Source organism: Dongia deserti (assembly GCF_003574735.1).
In the GTDB taxonomy this organism is placed as follows: domain Bacteria; phylum Pseudomonadota; class Alphaproteobacteria; order Dongiales; family Dongiaceae; genus Dongia_A; species Dongia_A deserti.
On sequence record NZ_QORW01000001.1, the window covers coordinates 492,132 to 508,217 of the forward strand.

Annotated in this window: 14 protein-coding genes; 8 read left to right on the plus strand and 6 right to left on the minus strand. The window is 64.6% G+C overall.

Annotated elements, in window-relative coordinates; all coding sequences use genetic code 11:
• Positions 1-8: 8 nt before the first annotated feature.
• Positions 9-449 (minus strand): MarR family winged helix-turn-helix transcriptional regulator, encoded by a 441-nt coding sequence (locus DTX69_RS02420; protein WP_119299874.1) that lies wholly within the window; start codon positions 447-449, stop codon positions 9-11.
• Positions 450-517: 68 nt separating this feature from the next.
• Between DTX69_RS02420 and DTX69_RS02425 the strand changes: the two genes are divergently transcribed.
• On the plus strand, positions 518-1,180 hold the full coding sequence (locus tag DTX69_RS02425) for a hemerythrin domain-containing protein (protein WP_119299875.1): 663 nt from the start codon (positions 518-520) through the stop codon (positions 1,178-1,180).
• A 3-nt stretch (positions 1,181-1,183) separates the two neighbouring features.
• Here the strand turns inward: DTX69_RS02425 and DTX69_RS02430 are convergent, their stop codons facing one another.
• Positions 1,184-3,931 carry an ATP-dependent DNA helicase gene (locus DTX69_RS02430; RefSeq protein ID WP_119299876.1) on the minus strand — a complete coding sequence of 916 codons (2,748 nt, stop codon included), beginning with the start codon at positions 3,929-3,931 and terminating at the stop codon, positions 1,184-1,186.
• Between the two features lie 73 nt (positions 3,932-4,004).
• Complete coding sequence (locus tag DTX69_RS02435; protein ID WP_162916534.1) at positions 4,005-5,735, minus strand: putative bifunctional diguanylate cyclase/phosphodiesterase; 1,731 nt, start codon at positions 5,733-5,735, stop codon at positions 4,005-4,007.
• A 273-nt stretch (positions 5,736-6,008) separates the two neighbouring features.
• On the opposite strand from DTX69_RS02435, the gene DTX69_RS02440 reads away from it, so the two are divergent.
• A complete protein-coding gene (locus tag DTX69_RS02440) occupies positions 6,009-6,536 on the plus strand; it encodes a hypothetical protein (protein WP_119299878.1) in 528 nt (175 codons plus the stop codon).
• Here the strand turns inward: DTX69_RS02440 and DTX69_RS02445 are convergent.
• Positions 6,533-8,386, minus strand: a complete 1,854-nt coding sequence (locus tag DTX69_RS02445) for an LTA synthase family protein (protein WP_162916536.1) — start codon at positions 8,384-8,386, stop codon at positions 6,533-6,535. The genes DTX69_RS02440 and DTX69_RS02445 overlap by 4 nt on opposite strands.
• 260 nt (positions 8,387-8,646) lie before the next feature.
• Between DTX69_RS02445 and DTX69_RS02450 the strand changes: the two genes are divergently transcribed.
• The 5 genes from DTX69_RS02450 to DTX69_RS02470 all read left to right on the plus strand — a co-directional run bounded on the left by DTX69_RS02450 (position 8,647) and on the right by DTX69_RS02470 (position 13,932).
• On the plus strand, positions 8,647-10,215 hold the full coding sequence (locus tag DTX69_RS02450; RefSeq protein WP_119299880.1) for an ABC transporter substrate-binding protein: 1,569 nt from the start codon (positions 8,647-8,649) through the stop codon (positions 10,213-10,215).
• A 76-nt stretch (positions 10,216-10,291) separates the two neighbouring features.
• Positions 10,292-11,293: an ABC transporter permease gene (locus DTX69_RS02455; protein ID WP_119299881.1), complete on the plus strand. Its 1,002-nt coding sequence runs from the start codon at positions 10,292-10,294 to the stop codon at positions 11,291-11,293.
• A gap of 94 nt (positions 11,294-11,387) precedes the next feature.
• Complete coding sequence (locus DTX69_RS02460) at positions 11,388-12,311, plus strand: ABC transporter permease (protein WP_119299882.1); 924 nt, start codon at positions 11,388-11,390, stop codon at positions 12,309-12,311.
• Positions 12,311-13,150, plus strand: coding sequence for an ABC transporter ATP-binding protein (locus DTX69_RS02465; protein ID WP_119299883.1), 840 nt, complete (start codon positions 12,311-12,313; stop codon positions 13,148-13,150). The genes DTX69_RS02460 and DTX69_RS02465 overlap by 1 nt, the downstream gene beginning before the upstream one ends.
• Positions 13,147-13,932, plus strand: a complete 786-nt coding sequence (locus DTX69_RS02470) for an ABC transporter ATP-binding protein (RefSeq protein WP_119299884.1) — start codon at positions 13,147-13,149, stop codon at positions 13,930-13,932. Before DTX69_RS02465 ends, DTX69_RS02470 begins: the two co-directional genes overlap by 4 nt.
• A gap of 99 nt (positions 13,933-14,031) precedes the next feature.
• Here DTX69_RS02470 and DTX69_RS02475 read toward each other — a convergent pair whose 3' ends face one another.
• Positions 14,032-14,475 (minus strand): Lrp/AsnC family transcriptional regulator, encoded by a 444-nt coding sequence (locus tag DTX69_RS02475; protein WP_284735497.1) that lies wholly within the window; start codon positions 14,473-14,475, stop codon positions 14,032-14,034.
• A 136-nt stretch (positions 14,476-14,611) separates the two neighbouring features.
• Here DTX69_RS02475 and DTX69_RS02480 point away from each other — a divergent pair, with 136 nt between their 5' ends.
• Entirely contained in the window at positions 14,612-15,685 is a 1,074-nt protein-coding gene (locus DTX69_RS02480) for a saccharopine dehydrogenase family protein (RefSeq protein ID WP_119299885.1), read from the plus strand.
• A gap of 12 nt (positions 15,686-15,697) precedes the next feature.
• Here the strand turns inward: DTX69_RS02480 and DTX69_RS29950 are convergent, their stop codons facing one another.
• Positions 15,698-16,054 carry a hypothetical protein gene (locus tag DTX69_RS29950; RefSeq protein ID WP_162916538.1) on the minus strand — a complete coding sequence of 119 codons (357 nt, stop codon included), beginning with the start codon at positions 16,052-16,054 and terminating at the stop codon, positions 15,698-15,700.
• Between the last annotated feature and the right edge of the window lie 32 nt (positions 16,055-16,086).

Below are 16,086 nucleotides of genomic sequence, written 5' to 3' on the forward strand. Positions count from 1 at the left end.
GGCGCCGGTCATCGCATTTCCTGCAAGGACGCAATGATTCGATGAAGCACGTCGCGTGTCGCGTCGAGCTGCTCGGCCGTGAGCAGCCGCGCCATCTTTTGATTTGAGCGGCGCGCCACCGCCGTGATCTTCGCAAGCGTCTCGTGACCACGCGGCGTCAGCTGAAGGAACGGCGAGCGTTGGTGGCGGGGATTGGAGACATATTGTGCGAGACCGTCTGCGACCAGCTCATCGGCGATGCGCTGGACGCCTTGACGCGTGACGCCCAGTTCGCGCGCGGCGTCCGGTACGGTCCAATGTCCTTCCGACACAACCGACATGAGCTGCCAGCGCGCCTGGGTCTGGCCCACCTGCGCCGCGATTGCCTCGCCGGCGCGGCGCATCTCGCCGGCGGCTTGGAACACTCTGGCGACCAGCAGGGCGTAGGGATCGGACGAAGGTTTTCTCATCGGAGGCCATATTGACAATATATTGTCATTTTGGCAACATATATCCATTATATCCCGGAGAGGAACGGATGGCCAGGATCGATCTGTATCGCAACGTTCACAAGGGCCAGCGCGCGCACCTTTTCAGTCTTGCGGTGGCGCTGGGGCGTGTCGACCACGCGGATGCTTCGGCTGTCGCAGCGCTTGCCAGTGGCCTGCGCGCGGCAGTAGGCGAGTTGCACCAGCACGCTGAGAACGAAGAGCGGTTCATTCACCCGCTGCTGCGCGCGCGGGCGCCCGAAGTTGCGGCGCGGCTGGAGCGAGAGCATCACGCCCTTGAGCCCGCATTGGCGGAGGTGGAGGAGATGCTGCGCGGCTTCGATGGTGCGGATGACCCGTTCAATGCCTGCGTGGAGCTCTATCGCGCCTGGTGCCGCATGGTTTCGGCCTATCTTGCGCATCTCGACGCTGAAGAGCGTGTGGGGATGGCCGCTTTGTGGGACACCTGCACGGATGATGAGATCTTCGCCGTGATCAGGGCGTTTACCGCCTCGCGGACGACAACGGACCAGATCAACGATCTGCGAAGCCAAGTGCCGGCCCTGTCGCCCCATGAACGCGCGATGCTGCTGGCCGGCATGATGAAGAGCGGAGCTGTCCCCGCGGAACCAGTATGGACCAGCTTGGCGGGCGTGCTGCCCTCGCATGATCTCGCGCGGCTTCGGGCGGATGTCGGCATCGGCGTGGGCTGAAGCCTATCGCAAGCGATTCGGCTCCAGGAAGGCGCGCGTCTTCTCGATCACTTCCGCGAGACCGAGCCGTTCGACCTTGATCTCGGCCGGGAAGGCGCCGAGCAGGCGCGAGGGCATCTGGCGATCCAGCAGTACGAACACGCCGCGATCGTCGGCGCGGCGGATCAGGCGGCCGAATGCCTGCTTCAATTTCAGGCGCACGAGCTGGTCATCGTACTCGGTGCCACCGAACACGCTCTTGCGCGCACGGTGCAGGAGGTGCGGCCGCGGCCAGGGCACGCGATCGAACACGATCAGGCGCAAGGCGGGACCTGGCACATCGACGCCGTCGCGCACCGCATCGGTGCCAAGCAGGCAGGCGTCGCGCTCGCCCCGGAAAACATCGATGAGCGAGGCCGTGCTCATCGCATCGACATGCTGCGACAGGAGATCGAGGCCGGCTTGCTCCAGGGCCGGTGCGATGCGCTTATGCACCTCGCGCAGGCGGGCGATGGCGGTGAAGAGGCCGAGCGCGCCGCCGCCGGCCGCCAGGAACAATTCGCGATAGGCGGCCGCTACTTGCGCTCCGTCCGTGCGCGGCACATCGGTCACGATGAAGACCCGTGTCTGGTTGGCGTAGTCGAAGGGTGACGGCACGCGCACGCGCAAGGCCGGCGTGACCAGATGTGGCGCGCCAACGCGCTGCCCCGCAGCCTCCCACGCCGCTTCGCTGCCCGAGCCATCAGTCAGTGTCGCGGACGTGACGACAACCCCATGCGCCGGCTTGGCCACCGCCTCGATGAAGGGCTTGGTGGGATCGAGATAGTGACGATAGAAGCCGACATCGAACTCCCGCCCCTCCACGCGCTCGATCGCGAACCAGTCGACGAATTCTGGTGGCATCGGTGCGCTAAGCGACTGCAGCATGGCGCGCCAGGCGGTGACTTCGCTCTCCGCGCGCCGGGTGATGCCGCGCACTATGGCGTCGATCCTGAGGCGCGTGTTGGAATCGAGCACATCGGCATCGTCGTCCAGCCGCTTGGCGAGGCGCTTGGCCAACTCGCGCATCGGGGTCTGCAGGCGCTGGAGCTCGCGATCCAATGTCAGCGCCGACCTGAGCACGTGCTCGTTCACCGGCCGTGCGTCGATTTCCAGCCCATAGCCCATCGCATCGTCGGTGGCGCGCGCCAGTACCTCCTGGCGCAGAGCATGGAGGAACGATTCAACCGCGCCATTCGGCCGCTTGTCCTGCAGGCGCTGCAGCCAGCCATCGCCAGGCAAGGCGCGCGCGGCCTCCGCGATGTCGCGCATCAGGTCGATCGCACCCGCATCATCCAGGATTAGATCCTCCACGCGTCTCCGCAATCCGCGCGCACGCGAGGCGCGCCCGCCGCCTTCGCCGCCGAGGAGCCAGCGGCGCAGCTCGATCGTTTCCTGCCCCGTCAGGTGCGCGGCGAAAGCACTGTCGATCGCCTCGAAGAGATGATGGCCTTCGTCGAACACGTAGCGCGTTGGCAGGCGCTGATCCTCCGCGCCGAGTGCCGCCTGGATCATCACCAAGGCGTGGTTAGCGATCACGATATCGGCGCGGCGTGCCCGGCGCACTGAGCGCTCGATGAAGCAGCGGCCGTAATGCGGGCAGGCGCTGTAGACGCATTCGCCGCGGCGGTCGGCGAGATTGCCAATACGTGAGGTGCCGAGGATGTCGCCCAGCCAGCCCGGCAGGTCGCCGCCGGCGAGATCGCCGTCGCGCGTCGCCATGGTCCAGCGCGCCATCAGGCCGAACGCGATTGCATCCTGCGTGCGCAAGGAAGCCGGCCCCGAATGCTCCGCGAGATTCAGCAGGCAGAGATAGTTCTCCCTGCCCTTGCGCAGCACCACGCGCGATGCCTTGGCGGCAGGATTTGGATAGAGCCGATCCAGCTCCTGATCGATCTGGTTCTGCAGATGACGCGTGAAGGTGCTGATCCACACCGCGCCCTTGTTGCGCTCCGCCCACAGGCCGGCCGGCGCCAGATAGCCGAGGGTCTTGCCGACGCCTGTTCCCGCCTCCGCCAGCACGACGTTCGGGGAATCTTCCGCCGGACGCGGCGCAAAGGCCGGCACCAGAGCTTCCGCATAGTCCGCTTGCTGCGGGCGCTGCTCCGCTTGGGGCCCGAGCAATTCGGCCAGACGGCGGCGCGTTTCCGCCGGCTCCACGGCGAGATCGCTGGGCGCGGGTTCCTGCGCCTGGTCCTGCCACTCCGGCAGGTCCTCCCATACGGCGACGCCAGCCTGTGCCGATAGGGGTCCACCAGGTTCCAGCGCCTTCATCACATCGGGGCCCCACACCCAGCCGGCCCTGGCCATCAGATTGGCGAGCCCCAAGACGCGGCGGCGTTTCGAGGTTGTCGCCGCCAGTTCTCCCAGCAACGCACGTGTTGCCTGGGCCAGCAGGCGCGCCTGGTCTGCGAGCGGCGCGTGATCGGGCAAAGGCAAGCTCATCGCCTGCGCGATGCCGCGTGGCGTCGGCAGGCAGAAGCTGGCCGGCCGCACGAAGGCATAGAGCTCCAGGATGTCCGCCACCGGCGCGCGCTGGCTCCTCAGCCTGCGAAAGGTCGCCGGCGCGTGACAGACGATCGGCCCCTCCACCAGTGCCCGCCGCGCGGCCAGCACGGGATCCAGCGTCTCCACGCGTTCGTCCGCGCCGAGCCACGCCGCCTCGGCAAAGCCGGCGACTAGAATGGGCCGCGCGCCGCCGCGCTGCGGCTGCGGGCTCAACAGGTCCGTCATGCTTGTTCTTGGCTTGTTCGCATTGCCCGGTTATTGCGCGAACTGGGCGCGTACGCAATGCGTGTTGTGGCCGCTAGCCCTTTACCGCCGGCGCGATCTTCTCGCCGGTGCGCCAGTGACGGCTGAAATCGGGGCGCCCGAAATAGTAACCCTGCAGATAGTCGACGCCGGCCTTCACCAGGAAAGCGGCATCATCGGCGTTCTCCACGAACTCGGCGCAGGTCTTGAGGCCGAAGGTCTCGGCAAGGCCCATCAGATTACGGATGAAGAGCTGGTTGTCGACATTGACCGCCAGGTCGCGGACGAACGAGCCGTCGATCTTCACCATGTCGACCGTCAGGGCCTTCAAGTGCCGGAACGAGGTGAAGCCGGCGCCGAAATCGTCGATCGCGACACGGCAGCCCAGATCCCGCACCGCATTGACGAAGCGTGCGGTCTCTTCGATGTCGTGCAGGGCCGCAGTCTCCGTGATCTCCACGACCAGCCGCGGCGCCACTTCCGGCGTCGCTTTGACAGCGGAGTTGAGCGCGCGCAGCCACGCCTGGTCGGTGGCCGTGAGGCCGGAGATGTTCATCGCCAGCTCGACCTGCGGATTGGCGCGCAGTTCGGCGATCGCCATATCGAGCACGTGGCGGTCCATGAAACGGGTCATGCCCAATTCCTCGACCACCGGTATGAAGTCGGCTGCGGACATGATCTTGCCCTGCTCGTCCTTGAGCCGCAGTAGACATTCGTATTTCACGACTTCGAACGTGTCGGCCTTGACGATCGGCTGATAGGTGAAGATCAGGCGATCCTCGCGCACGGCGCGCTGCACCTGGGCCGCCACCACCATGTGCCGGCGATGCTGGATGCTCTGCTGCTCCGACGGGCGATGCACCTGCCAGCAGGACCGGCCAGCGAGCTTCGCGGCATTGAGTGCCGTCTCCGCGCGCGCGATCACGTCATAGGCGGTGGAGGTGAAATTCGGGAACATCACGCAGCCGACGGAGACAGTCACCGGGATCGACTGGCTGTCGACCTCGATCGCCCGCTCGCGGATCACTTCGATCACGCGGTCCATCGCGGTCGCGATCATGTCCTCCGGACATTGTGTCAGGATGATGCCGAACCGGTCGCCGGAGAGGCGCCCGATCACGTCGCTGGAGCGCACGAAGCGATCGAGACGTTGGCCGACCGTCACCAGGACGGCATCGCCGACTTCATAGCCATAGGCGCTGTTGATGAGCGCGAGCTTGTCGACGCCGACCACCAGGAACGCGCCGGACGTCGAGAAGCGGCGCGCGAAACTCAACGACTGCTCGAGCTCTTGCCGCAGGCGCGACTTGTTGAAGTGGCCGGTGAGGTCGTCGTAATTGGCGGCGCGCTCCAGCCGCGCCTCGGTCTGCTTGCGCTGGGTGATGATGCGCAGCGCGCCCGCCATGGTCTTCGGGATGCCGGCGCCGCCCATTTGCGCGAGGCCGCGATCATGTACCCACACCACCTGGCCGTGGCCTGTGCGCAGGCGATATTCGCAATCGTACAGCCTGCCCAGCGCGAAATGGTCGGACAGCGCCTTTAGGCGGCGCGGCAGATCCTCCGGATGGATGCGGTCGTTCAGCGCGTGACCGGTCGCCAGCGTCTCCATCGGAATGTCGGTGAGCACATCGGAGAGGTTACCGGCCCAGGCCAGCCGGTCGGTTGCCACATCCCAGGAGTAAGCCACATCGCCGGCCGAGATCAGCGCGTGTTCGATCCATTCTGGCGTTGGCTTGCTCGACCGATCGGGGGCCGATTTCTTGCTTTCCGGTTCTCCGATCGGCACGTTCACGGGCACCCAATTGGCGTGAGCTGGACTGGGCCTGGACCGTAGGGCCAGGACCGTTAACATTTCCTGAATCCAGCCAATTTTACGGGCATTGCATCCTATTGGTTAAGGCTTTGTAAACGCGACAGAATCTCAACTTGTCACGCAGACTCGAGTTGCGGTTCCGCCAGAATTGCCCCAAATTGCGAGGATCGTCCGGGTGGGGCCGGGTGTTGATGCACCGTCCCGCCGCTGCGCGTCGGGCGATCACCGTGTGTCGTTGTAGAGCCGATGCAAGAGATTCCACGCGCCATCCTTCTGCCGCCGTCGTCGCAATTCTCCCAGCGCGCCAGCGCCCGGGCGGTGCAGATCGATTCGGACTCCGTCATCGAAACAGTGCGCAACACGCGGCGCCCGGCGCCGGGCGCACCGCACACCTTCCTGACGCTGCTCGACTCGCGGCGCGAGGATACGGTCGAGGTCAAGGGCAAGCCGTTCCGCTTCCGCCCGTACAACAGCCGCGGCGCCGCGGAAGCAGACCCGCGCGAAGCGGACCGGTCGCGAGAGGCGAGCGATGCCGGCACGGTCGGCACCGGCGCCGACGATGACGAGATCTCGGTCGATATCTTCGATGGCTTCGGCGACGGCGCGCACGCGCGCAATTCGAGCACCTTCCTCGCGAGCGTCATCGCACAGGAGCGCTTGCGCCGAGGCCTCTACAATCCGCAATTCGAAGCGGCGTCCAATGCCTATCGCCGCGCCGGCGGATCGCCATCGGCGATCGACAACCAGCCGCGCGTGGTCAGCGTCGCCGTCTAGTTCACGTGAAACCGGGCGTGGAGGCCGTCGCGAGCCGGCGGTGCATGGCCCAGGAACTTCAACGCGTGCTGATCGCCTGCGAACAGATCGTGATCGAGCAGCAGGGCGTCCGATAGCCAGGCCGCGGCCTCCGCACAGCTCGCAGAGTCCGTCTTATCTTTGCACAGCTCCTGCGGCGCGCTTGCTTGATAGGTCAGCATGACATCGGGCAGCGGCCGGGGAATGACAGAAGCGGGCACCTGCACCAGATCGAAGATGGTCTGCCGCTCTTCGCCCAGCAGCCGCAAGATGATCCCGGGTAGCCGGTACATCGGGATGCGGCCGAGATCCATGGGGCCGTTGCGCCCGTCCACCACCAGCAGCGGCGTCGCCGCGGCAACGTCATATTGGTCCCGGGTGAAGGCGCCGAAATTGTCCGGTAGCAGACCGGATTCCACATAGCCCGCGAACTTGCGGCCCAGCATCGGCAGATGGTCGCCGAACACCACGATCAGGGCATCGGGATCGTCGCGCTGAATGGCCTCGATCGCATCCATCATCTCCCGCGACTTGTAGTGCAGCAGGTTGGCGTAGTCGCCGACCTCTTTCACTTTGGACGTGCTGGTCAGGACCGGCGGGCGCGCTTTTCCGGCATCGTACATCCAGTGGCCGTCGATGGTGACGATGTAATTGAAGACCGGCCTGCCGTCGCCGGTCGCCTGCAGCTTCTCGCTGATCTGGCGGTGCAGCGAGCGGTCCGCCAGGAACGGCCCGTTGCGGTCGCTCATGTCCATCTCGTCCTGGGCCCAGAAGGTCTCGAAGCCCAGGTGCCCGTACGCCACATAGCGATTCCAGAAGCCGGCCACGTTGGGATGCGAAGCCACGGTGCGATAACCAAGCTCGCTCAAGATGCGCGGCAGACAGGGCACATCATTGAGCAGGCTGAACTCGAACTTGACGGCGATCTGGCTCACCGGCAAGCCGCATAGCACTTCGAACTCGGCATTGGCGGTCTGTCCGCCGAAAGCCGGGCTGAGGGCTTGGGTGTGATTGGACTGCTTCCACAGGGCGCGAAACCGCGGGTCGATCGGATCGGCACTGTAGCCCGCCTTGCTGAGGATGGTCGGATCCCAGAAGCTCTCTTCCAGGATGATGTGAACATTGCGCCGGCGGCCGAGCGGGACCAGCGGATCCATCCCGCCGCTCGCGGCCGCGCGGCGCCGGACGGCGGTACGGACCTCTTCTTCGGTCGGTATCGGACGGCGGGCTGCCAGGGTGCGCAGGGACTCCTGAGCGAAATGCAGTGCCCCGCCGCGCCAGATGAAATTCTCCCGTTGGTCCCAGGGGGTATTGCCGAACAACCGGTCGAAACTGCTGCTGAGGGGGCTTGGATCGCTCGCGGCACCCAGCGGCAGGGCGATCAGCAGCGCCCAGCCGGCTTGCGCCGGCCGCGCCCGGAATTTGAGGTTGAAGACGAACAGGCAGGCCAGAGCGGCGAGTGGCAGGGCAATGGCCAGCCAGCCGACCGCGCCGAGAATCTCGATCAGCGCCGCCAGATTGTGGACGTCCTCCGGCATGATCGGCCGGCCGAGCATGGCGATCTTGAGCGCGCTCCCCACATAGAACACGGTGAAATAGAGAAACTGCAGCAGCAGGAACGGCCACACTCGGCGCGAGACCGAGAACACCAGGAATGCCAGGAGCAGGTTGAGGCCCAGATCATAGGGCACGCGCGATTCGATGATCTTGATCCCGAATGCCGCCCAACACGTGACGTAGGCGACGGCATAGAGCACGACCGTCGAGAAGGCCGGCACTGCCCAGCGCCAGCGGGCCAAAACCCCCCGGTCTTGCACCTGTTGCCTTGTCATGAAACGGGTTCCAACCGCCCCGTACGTCGCTGAAAATTCACGCGAATATGGCGCGACGGTCATCGTTCTGCAACAAACAACGGCGTGACCGGGCGGTGGGTTCCCGGGCACAGAAGCGCGCCGCCCGTCCACGAATGGCTTGTAAAAGATTGGGAAGGTGATGGGCGGGGAGTCCTTCTCGGCCCGTTCCCGCTGGACAAATTGACCGATCGGCTAGAAATTCGGCGGGCAATAACGAAAAACCTCGTGGAGGCACCATCATGAAACCGTTCCTGCGATCCGCGCTCCAGGGCTCCCTGGCGGCGGTCGCGATCCTGGCTTCGTCCGTCGCGGCGCAAGCGAAGACCCCGGCGGACACGCTGGTCATGGCTTACGTGATCGACGACTTCATCTCTCTTGACCCGGCCGAGATCTACGAGTTCGCGGCCTCGGAATACATGGCCAACACCTACGACCGGCTGGTCGTGATCGATCCCGACAACACCTCGCAGCTGAAGCTGCAGGCGGCCGAGAGCTGGTCGGTGAGCGACGACGGCAAGACCTTCACCTTCAAGATCCGCCCGGGCATCAAGTTCGAATCCGGCAACGAGATGACGGCGGAGGATGCCGAGTTCTCGATGGAGCGCTTCGTGCTGCTCAACAAGAACCCGGCCTTCATCATGAACCAGTTCGGCCTCACGGCGGAGAACGTGAAGGACAAGGTCCGCGTCAAGGATCCGATGACCCTGGAAGTGGAGCTGGATGCGCCATACGCGCCGAGCTTCTTCATGAACTGCCTCTCCTACACCAGCGTCGTGGTCGACAAGAAGACCGTGATGGAGCACGAGGAGAACGGCGATCTCGGTCACGGCTGGATGCGCACCAACTATGCCGGCTCGGGCCCGTTCTTCTTCCGCAGCTGGAAGCCGAACGATTCGCTCGTGCTGGAAGCCAATGAGGGCTACTGGGACGGCGCGCCGAAGATCAAGCGCGTCCTGATCAAGAACGTCACCGAGAGCGCGACCCAGCAGCTGCTGCTGCAGAAGGGCGACATCGACGTGGCGCGCAACCTGACCGGTGACCAGGTGACGGCGGTTTCCAAGGATCCAAACGTCAAGATCCAGTCCAAGCCCAAGGCGGCGCTCTGGTACATGGGCCTGAACACCAAGAACCCGCACATCGCAAAGGTCGAGGTTCGCCAGGCGATGAAATACCTTGTCGACTACGACGGCCTGGGGGAGAGCATGTTCGCCGGCACCGGCATCAAACACCAGTCCTTCCTGCCGGACGGCCAGCTCGGCGCCTACAACGAGAACCCCTATTCGCTGAACGTCACCAAGGCCAAGGAGCTGCTGGCCAAGGCCGGCTACCCGGATGGGTTCAACATCACCATGGAAACCACCAACAAGACCGAGGCGCGCGAGCTGTCGGCCTCGCTGCAGAACACCATGGCCCAGGCCGGCATCAACCTGATCATCAAACTGGCCGACAACAAGACGACCCTGACCAAGTATCGCGCCAGCGAGCACGACATCTACCTGGGCGAATGGGGCTCCGACTATCAGGATCCGCATTCGAATGCCGAAGGCTATCTGATGGCGCCGCTTGCCAAGCGCAATCAGTGGGTCGATGAGGCCCGCAGCCAGAAGGTGCTCGCGGCGCGCGACGAGAAGGACTCGGCCAAGCGGGCGCAGATGTATGTCGATCTGCAGAAGATGGCCCTGGAAGAGAGTCCCTACGTCATCATGTTTCAGCGGGTCGAGACTGCGGCGCTTCGCAAGAATGTCGACGGCCTGATCATCGGCCCGACCTTCGACCTCAACCTCTACCGGGACGTCGTCAAGCACTGACGATCTGCTCGCAGACCGGCTGGCTTCGCTTCCGCAAGGGAACGAATCCGGCCGGTCGCATTTTTTATTCGCATCCATGAAGTCATTTGCCCGCGTTGTCCTGTCGGTCGCCACGACCCTTTTTGGCCTGCTGCTGGTGACCTTCGTCATCAGCCGCCTGTTGCCGGCCGACCCGGTGCTGGCGATCGTCGGCGATCACGCCTCCGAATCGACCATCGAGCAGGCCCGCATCCAGCTCGGCCTCGACAAGCCGCTGCTGGTACAGTTCGGCATCTATCTCGGCAACGTGCTGCAGGGCGACCTCGGCAACTCCATCCGCACGGGCCAGCCGATCGCAGAAGAGCTGCTACGTGTGTTCCCGGCGACCCTGGAGCTGGCCACCTGCGGCGTGATCATCGGCGTGGTGTTCGGCATTCCGCTCGGCGTGTGGGCTGCGGTGCGCAAGGACACCCACATCGATCACCTGGTGCGCTTCTTCGGATTGATCGGCTATTCGGTGCCGATCTTCTGGCTCGGCCTCATGGGACTGCTGGTGTTCTACGCCAAGCTCGACTGGCTGCCAGGACCTGGGCGCCTGGATTTCGGTTATGAGGAGCTGGTGACGCCGGTCACCGGCCTCATGACCGTGGACACGCTGATCGCCGGCGACATCGACTTGTTCAAGAACGCCCTCGGCCACCTGATCCTGCCGGCCTCGCTGCTCGGCTATTTCTCGCTCGCCTACATCAGCCGCATGACTCGCTCGCTCATGCTGGGACAGCTGCGCCAGGAATACATCCTGACCGCGCGCGTCAAAGGCGTGCCGGAGCGGCGCATCATCTGGAAGCATGCGATGGGCAACATCCTGGTGCCGCTGCTGACCGTTATTGCGCTCTCCTACGGCAACCTGCTGGAAGGCTCGGTGCTGACCGAGACGGTGTTCGCGTGGCGCGGCCTCGGCCTCTACATCACCGATTCCATCTTCGGCCAGGACATGCCCGCCGTGCTGGGCGGTACCATCGTGGTCGGCATGATCTTCATCATCATCAACATGCTGACCGACGTCGCTTACCGCGTGCTGGACCCGAGGGCGCGATGATGCACCGCTCCTCCATGCAAAATACCCTCATGGTCGGACTTGGTCCGACCATGAGGTCGAAGAGAACGGGTGCGTCCGTGCGGCGGAGGCACGCATGACCGACTGGGCGATTGCCGTTACGCCGCCGCGATGGCGCCGGTGGCTGCTGGCGGAGACGCCGCATTCGCGGCTGCAGGCGCGGCTTAGCCGCACGTATCTCAGCTGGGTGACGTTCGCGCGCAATCCGCTCGCCATGCTGGGCCTCATCATCGTCGGGATCCTGGTATTTCTGGCGCTGTTCGCTCCCTGGATCGCGCCGCACAATCCGATCGCCGGCGACCTTGGCAACCGCCTGCAGCCGCCGGGCGAATCGCATTGGCTCGGCACCGACCAGCAGGGGCGCGATATCTGGAGCCGCATCATCTTCGGATCGCGCACCACCCTGCTCATCATCTTCATGGTGGCGATCACCGCGGCACCGGTCGGCATCGCGATCGGCGCGACCGCCGGCTATCTCGGCGGCAAGACCGAAGCAATCCTGATGCGCTTGACCGACGCATTCCTCGCCTTTCCCAAGCTGGTGCTGGCCTTGGCCTTCGCGGCGGCCCTGGGCCCTGGTATCGAGAATGCCGTGCTGGCGATCGCGCTCACCAGCTGGCCGCCGTACGCCCGCATCGCCCGTGCCGAAACTCTGACGGTGCGCAGCACGGACTTTGTCGCGGCCGCGCGGCTGAGCGGTGCCTCGGACCTGCGGATCCTCATCGGCCACATCATGCCGATGTGCATGCCATCGCTGATCGTGCGCGTCTCGCTCGACATGGCAGGCGTGATCCTGATCGCGGCGGGCCTCGGCTTCCTGGGTCTCGGCGTTGCCCCACCGCAGCCGGAATGGGGGGCCATGGTTTCCGAGGGCCGCACGCAGATCCTGGAGCAATGGTGGGTCTGCACCTATCCCGGTGTCGCGATCTTCGTCGTCAGCCTCGGCTTCAACCTGATCGGCGATGGGTTGCGCGACGTGCTCGACCCGCGGGAGGGGTGATGGATAAGGACCCCATCCTCGAAGTCGAGAAGCTCAACATCCGCTTCAACACCCCCGTCGGCGAAGTGCACGCGGTGCGCGATGTCAGCTTCACCATGGGGCGCGAGAAGCTTGCCATCGTCGGCGAATCCGGGTCCGGCAAGTCGCAGACCGGCCGCGCCATCCTGGGTCTGACGCCCGGCAAGGTGACGGCGCAGAAACTCGCGTTTCACGGCCAGAGCCTGCTCGGCCTCGCAGAGCAGCAATGGCGCAGGATTCGCGGCAAGCGCATCGCGATGGTGATGCAGGACCCGAAATATTCGCTCAATCCCGTCATGACCATCGGCGACCAGCTGCTTGAAGCTGCGCGCGACATCAAGGAAGGCGCGGCGGCGCGCCAGCACGCACTCGGCATGCTGGCGGCGGTACGCATCCGCGATCCGGAGCGCGTGTTCCGCGCCTGGCCGCACGAGCTTTCCGGCGGCATGGGACAGCGCGCCATGATTGCCATGATGCTGATGGCGGAGCCGGAGCTGCTGATCGCGGACGAGCCGACCTCCGCACTCGACGTCACGGTGCGTCTCCAGGTGCTGGCGATCCTGGACGATCTGGTGAAGACGCGACACATGGGGCTCATCTTCATCAGCCACGATCTCAACCTGGTGCGCACCTTCTGTGACCGCGCGCTTGTCATGTATGCGGGGCAAGTGCTGGAGAAGCTGACCGCCAGCGAGCTCACCGAAGCGAAGCATCCCTACACGCGCGGCCTGCTCGCCTGTCCGCCGGAAATCGACCATCGGCGGTCGCGGCTGCCGGTGTTGCAGCGTGACCCCAGCTGGATGGAGCCGGTCGGATCATGACCCAGCCGATGATCGAGATCGAGGACCTCTCCATCAGCTTCGGCCTTGGCAAGGATCGTGTCGATGCGGTGAAGAATGTCAGCTTCACCGTGGCGCCGGGCGAAAGCTACGGGCTGGTTGGTGAGTCCGGTTCGGGCAAATCGACCATCCTGCGCGCATTGGCCGGGCTCAATCCGTTCTGGTCCGGCCACATGGCGATCACCGGACAGAAGCTCGGCGCCAAGCGCCCGCGTGCCTTGCGCCGTCTGGTCCAGATGGTATTCCAGGACCCGTTTGGCTCGCTGCATCCGAAGCACACGGTGGATCGCATCTTGAGCGAGCCGCTCACCATCCACGGCTTCGACGATGTCGAGACGCGGGTACGCGCGGCGCTGGACCGTGTCGGCCTCGGGCCAGTGTTCCGGTTCCGCTATCCACACCAGCTATCGGGCGGCCAGCGCCAGCGCGTCGCGATCGCGCGCGCCCTCATCCTGGAACCCAAGGTGGTGCTGCTGGACGAGCCGACCTCGGCACTCGACGTTTCGATCCAGGCGGAGGTGTTGAACCTGCTCACCGACCTGCGCCAGCAGCTCGGCCTCACCTATGTGCTGGTCAGCCACGATCTCGGCGTCGTTGCGCACATGTGTTCACGGCTATCCATCATGCGCACGGGCGAAGTGGTGGAGACCGCGAGCGCTGATGAGCTGAGCGAAGGTCGCCTGCTGCACGCCTACTCGCGCCAGCTGCTCATCGCCAGCCGCGGCTACGACACGGCCGCGATCGCGGCGTTCGGGGATTTTTGAGCGGTCGCCCTGGCGCATTTCCGTCCTCGCCACGCTCTTCATTCATGGCCGGACTTGCTCCGACCATGACGAATGTGGGGGCGTAGGACGAATCGTTCCTTATCCTCGCTCGAACATGGTCGAGAGCAGGATCGCCGAGGTCGTGCGTGTGATGCCTGGCAATCGCCCGATGCGGGTCAGGACCTCATCGAGATGCGCCGACGTGGACGCGCGCACCATCGCGACCGCGTCATACACCCCGCTCACCGTGTAGCAGCTCGAGACCTCCGGCAGACCCTTGAGCGCCGCCATGGCGCGGTCCTGGAATTTGGGGTCGAGGGTCAGCAGCACGTGGGCAGAAACGCCGGGATGCTCCGCAGTCTCGCCCAACACGATGGTATAGCCGGTGATGACGCCGTCGCGCTCCAGCCGTTTCAGCCGTTCCTGCACCGCGCTGCGCGAGAGGCCGAGATGCCGCCCCAAAGCGGCGGTCGGCATCCGCGCGTTCGCCCGCAGCAAGGAGATCAAGCGGCGGTCGGTGTCGTCCAAATTGCGTTTTGCCATAATCCCCCGTCGATTCGCCGGTCTGTTGCCTCTTTTTTCACCTTTCGCCGGCTTAAGGCAAGCCCTGCCAAGGTCTTATTATTACGGAACCATTCAGCCTCGCCGCCGCGTCGGTGGCGTACCCAAAGGAAATCTGATGACCCGCAAAGTTCTGATCCTCGGCGCCGGCAAGATCGGCGGCGCCATTGTCGATCTGCTCCATGCCACCGGCGCCTACGAGATCTCCGTCGCCGACAGCAATGCCACGTTTCTCAAGCAGGCAGCCGGCGCCCGGGCCAGGACTCACCAGATCGACGTCAGCGACCGCGCGTCATTGACCAAAGTGGCCGAGGGACAGGATGCGGTGCTGTCCGCTCTGCCCTTCTTCCTCAATCCCGGTGTGGCGAAAGTCTGCGCCGAAGCCGGCGCGCACTACTTCGACCTGACCGAAGACGTGGAGACGACGCGCGCGGTAAAGGCGATCGCCAAGACGGCTGAGGTCGCCTTTGCACCGCAATGCGGGCTGGCGCCGGGCTTCATTTCGATCGTCGCCAATCACCTAGCCACGCGGTTCGACAACCTGCGCGAAGTGCACATGCGGGTCGGCGCGCTACCGGAGTTTCCGGCCAACGCGCTCAAATACAATCTGACCTGGTCGACCGACGGTCTCATCAACGAATACTGTAACCCATGCGAAGCCATCTACGAAGGCAAGCTCACGGAAGTGATGCCGATGGAAGGCCTCGAGCATTTCTCGCTCGACGGCATCGATTATGAGTGCTTCAACACCTCCGGCGGCCTCGGCACCTTGTGCGAGACCCTGGAAGGCAAGGTCGAAAGCCTGAACTACAAGACCGTGCGCTATCCCGGCCATTGCGAGATCATGAAAATGCTGCTGGAGGATCTGCGCCTGAAGGAGCGGCGCGGATTGCTCAAGGACATCCTCGAATCCTCCGTGCCGATCACACATCAGGACGTGGTGCTGATCTTTGTCGTCGTCACCGGCATGCGCGACGGACGCCTGACGCAGGAGAGCTACGCCAAGAAGATCTATGCCCAGGAGATCGGCGGCAAATTGATGAGCGCCATCCAGATCACCACGGCGGCCGGCATCACGGCGATGGTCGATCTCTTCTTCGACGGCAAGCTGCCAGAACAGGGCTTCATCCGCCAGGAGCAGTGCGACATGGGCGATTTCCTGGCAAACCGGTTCGGCCGCTACTACGCGTAGCGGTCCGTACAATCACGGATTGCGGCGGACCGCGGTAAAGCCGCGGTCCTCGTCATCTTCCTCATCGGCTTGTTCGTTGCCCTGGTCTTCGGGGCCATAGTCTGCCTGCGAGACGTCTTCGTCTCCGGCCCAATCCTCGTCGCTGCCTTCGGCATATTCGTCGGCGTCGTCTTCGCTGTCGTCTTCGCCTTCCTCAGAACTTGCGTATGCGCTCTCCTCGGCGGCGCCGGCATCCTCTTCATCCGCAATGTCGACACTCACCCTGGAAACATCGGTGCTGGTGGAGAGCTGCGAGCCGATGATGGCGGATCCGACGACGATCGCCGCGCAGGTCATGCCGATCCGCAAAAGAGGACTTTGGCCGCTCACTGGGGGAATCCTTCTGGTTCGGTCGCTTCCTG

Coding starts and splice junctions, on each gene's coding strand:
- DTX69_RS02480 (WP_119299885.1), top strand. CDS start 14,612: ATGACCCGCAAAGTTCTGATCCTCGGCGCCGGCAAGATCGGCGGCGCC.
- DTX69_RS02440 (WP_119299878.1), top strand. CDS start 6,009: ATGCAAGAGATTCCACGCGCCATCCTTCTGCCGCCGTCGTCGCAATTC.
- DTX69_RS02420 (WP_119299874.1), bottom strand. CDS start 449: ATGAGAAAACCTTCGTCCGATCCCTACGCCCTGCTGGTCGCCAGAGTG.
- DTX69_RS02445 (WP_162916536.1), bottom strand. CDS start 8,386: ATGACAAGGCAACAGGTGCAAGACCGGGGGGTTTTGGCCCGCTGGCGC.
- DTX69_RS02455 (WP_119299881.1), top strand. CDS start 10,292: ATGAAGTCATTTGCCCGCGTTGTCCTGTCGGTCGCCACGACCCTTTTT.
- DTX69_RS02475 (WP_284735497.1), bottom strand. CDS start 14,475: ATGGCAAAACGCAATTTGGACGACACCGACCGCCGCTTGATCTCCTTG.
- DTX69_RS02430 (WP_119299876.1), bottom strand. CDS start 3,931: ATGACGGACCTGTTGAGCCCGCAGCCGCAGCGCGGCGGCGCGCGGCCC.
- DTX69_RS02450 (WP_119299880.1), top strand. CDS start 8,647: ATGAAACCGTTCCTGCGATCCGCGCTCCAGGGCTCCCTGGCGGCGGTC.
- DTX69_RS02425 (WP_119299875.1), top strand. CDS start 518: ATGGCCAGGATCGATCTGTATCGCAACGTTCACAAGGGCCAGCGCGCG.
- DTX69_RS02470 (WP_119299884.1), top strand. CDS start 13,147: ATGACCCAGCCGATGATCGAGATCGAGGACCTCTCCATCAGCTTCGGC.
- DTX69_RS02465 (WP_119299883.1), top strand. CDS start 12,311: ATGGATAAGGACCCCATCCTCGAAGTCGAGAAGCTCAACATCCGCTTC.
- DTX69_RS02460 (WP_119299882.1), top strand. CDS start 11,388: ATGACCGACTGGGCGATTGCCGTTACGCCGCCGCGATGGCGCCGGTGG.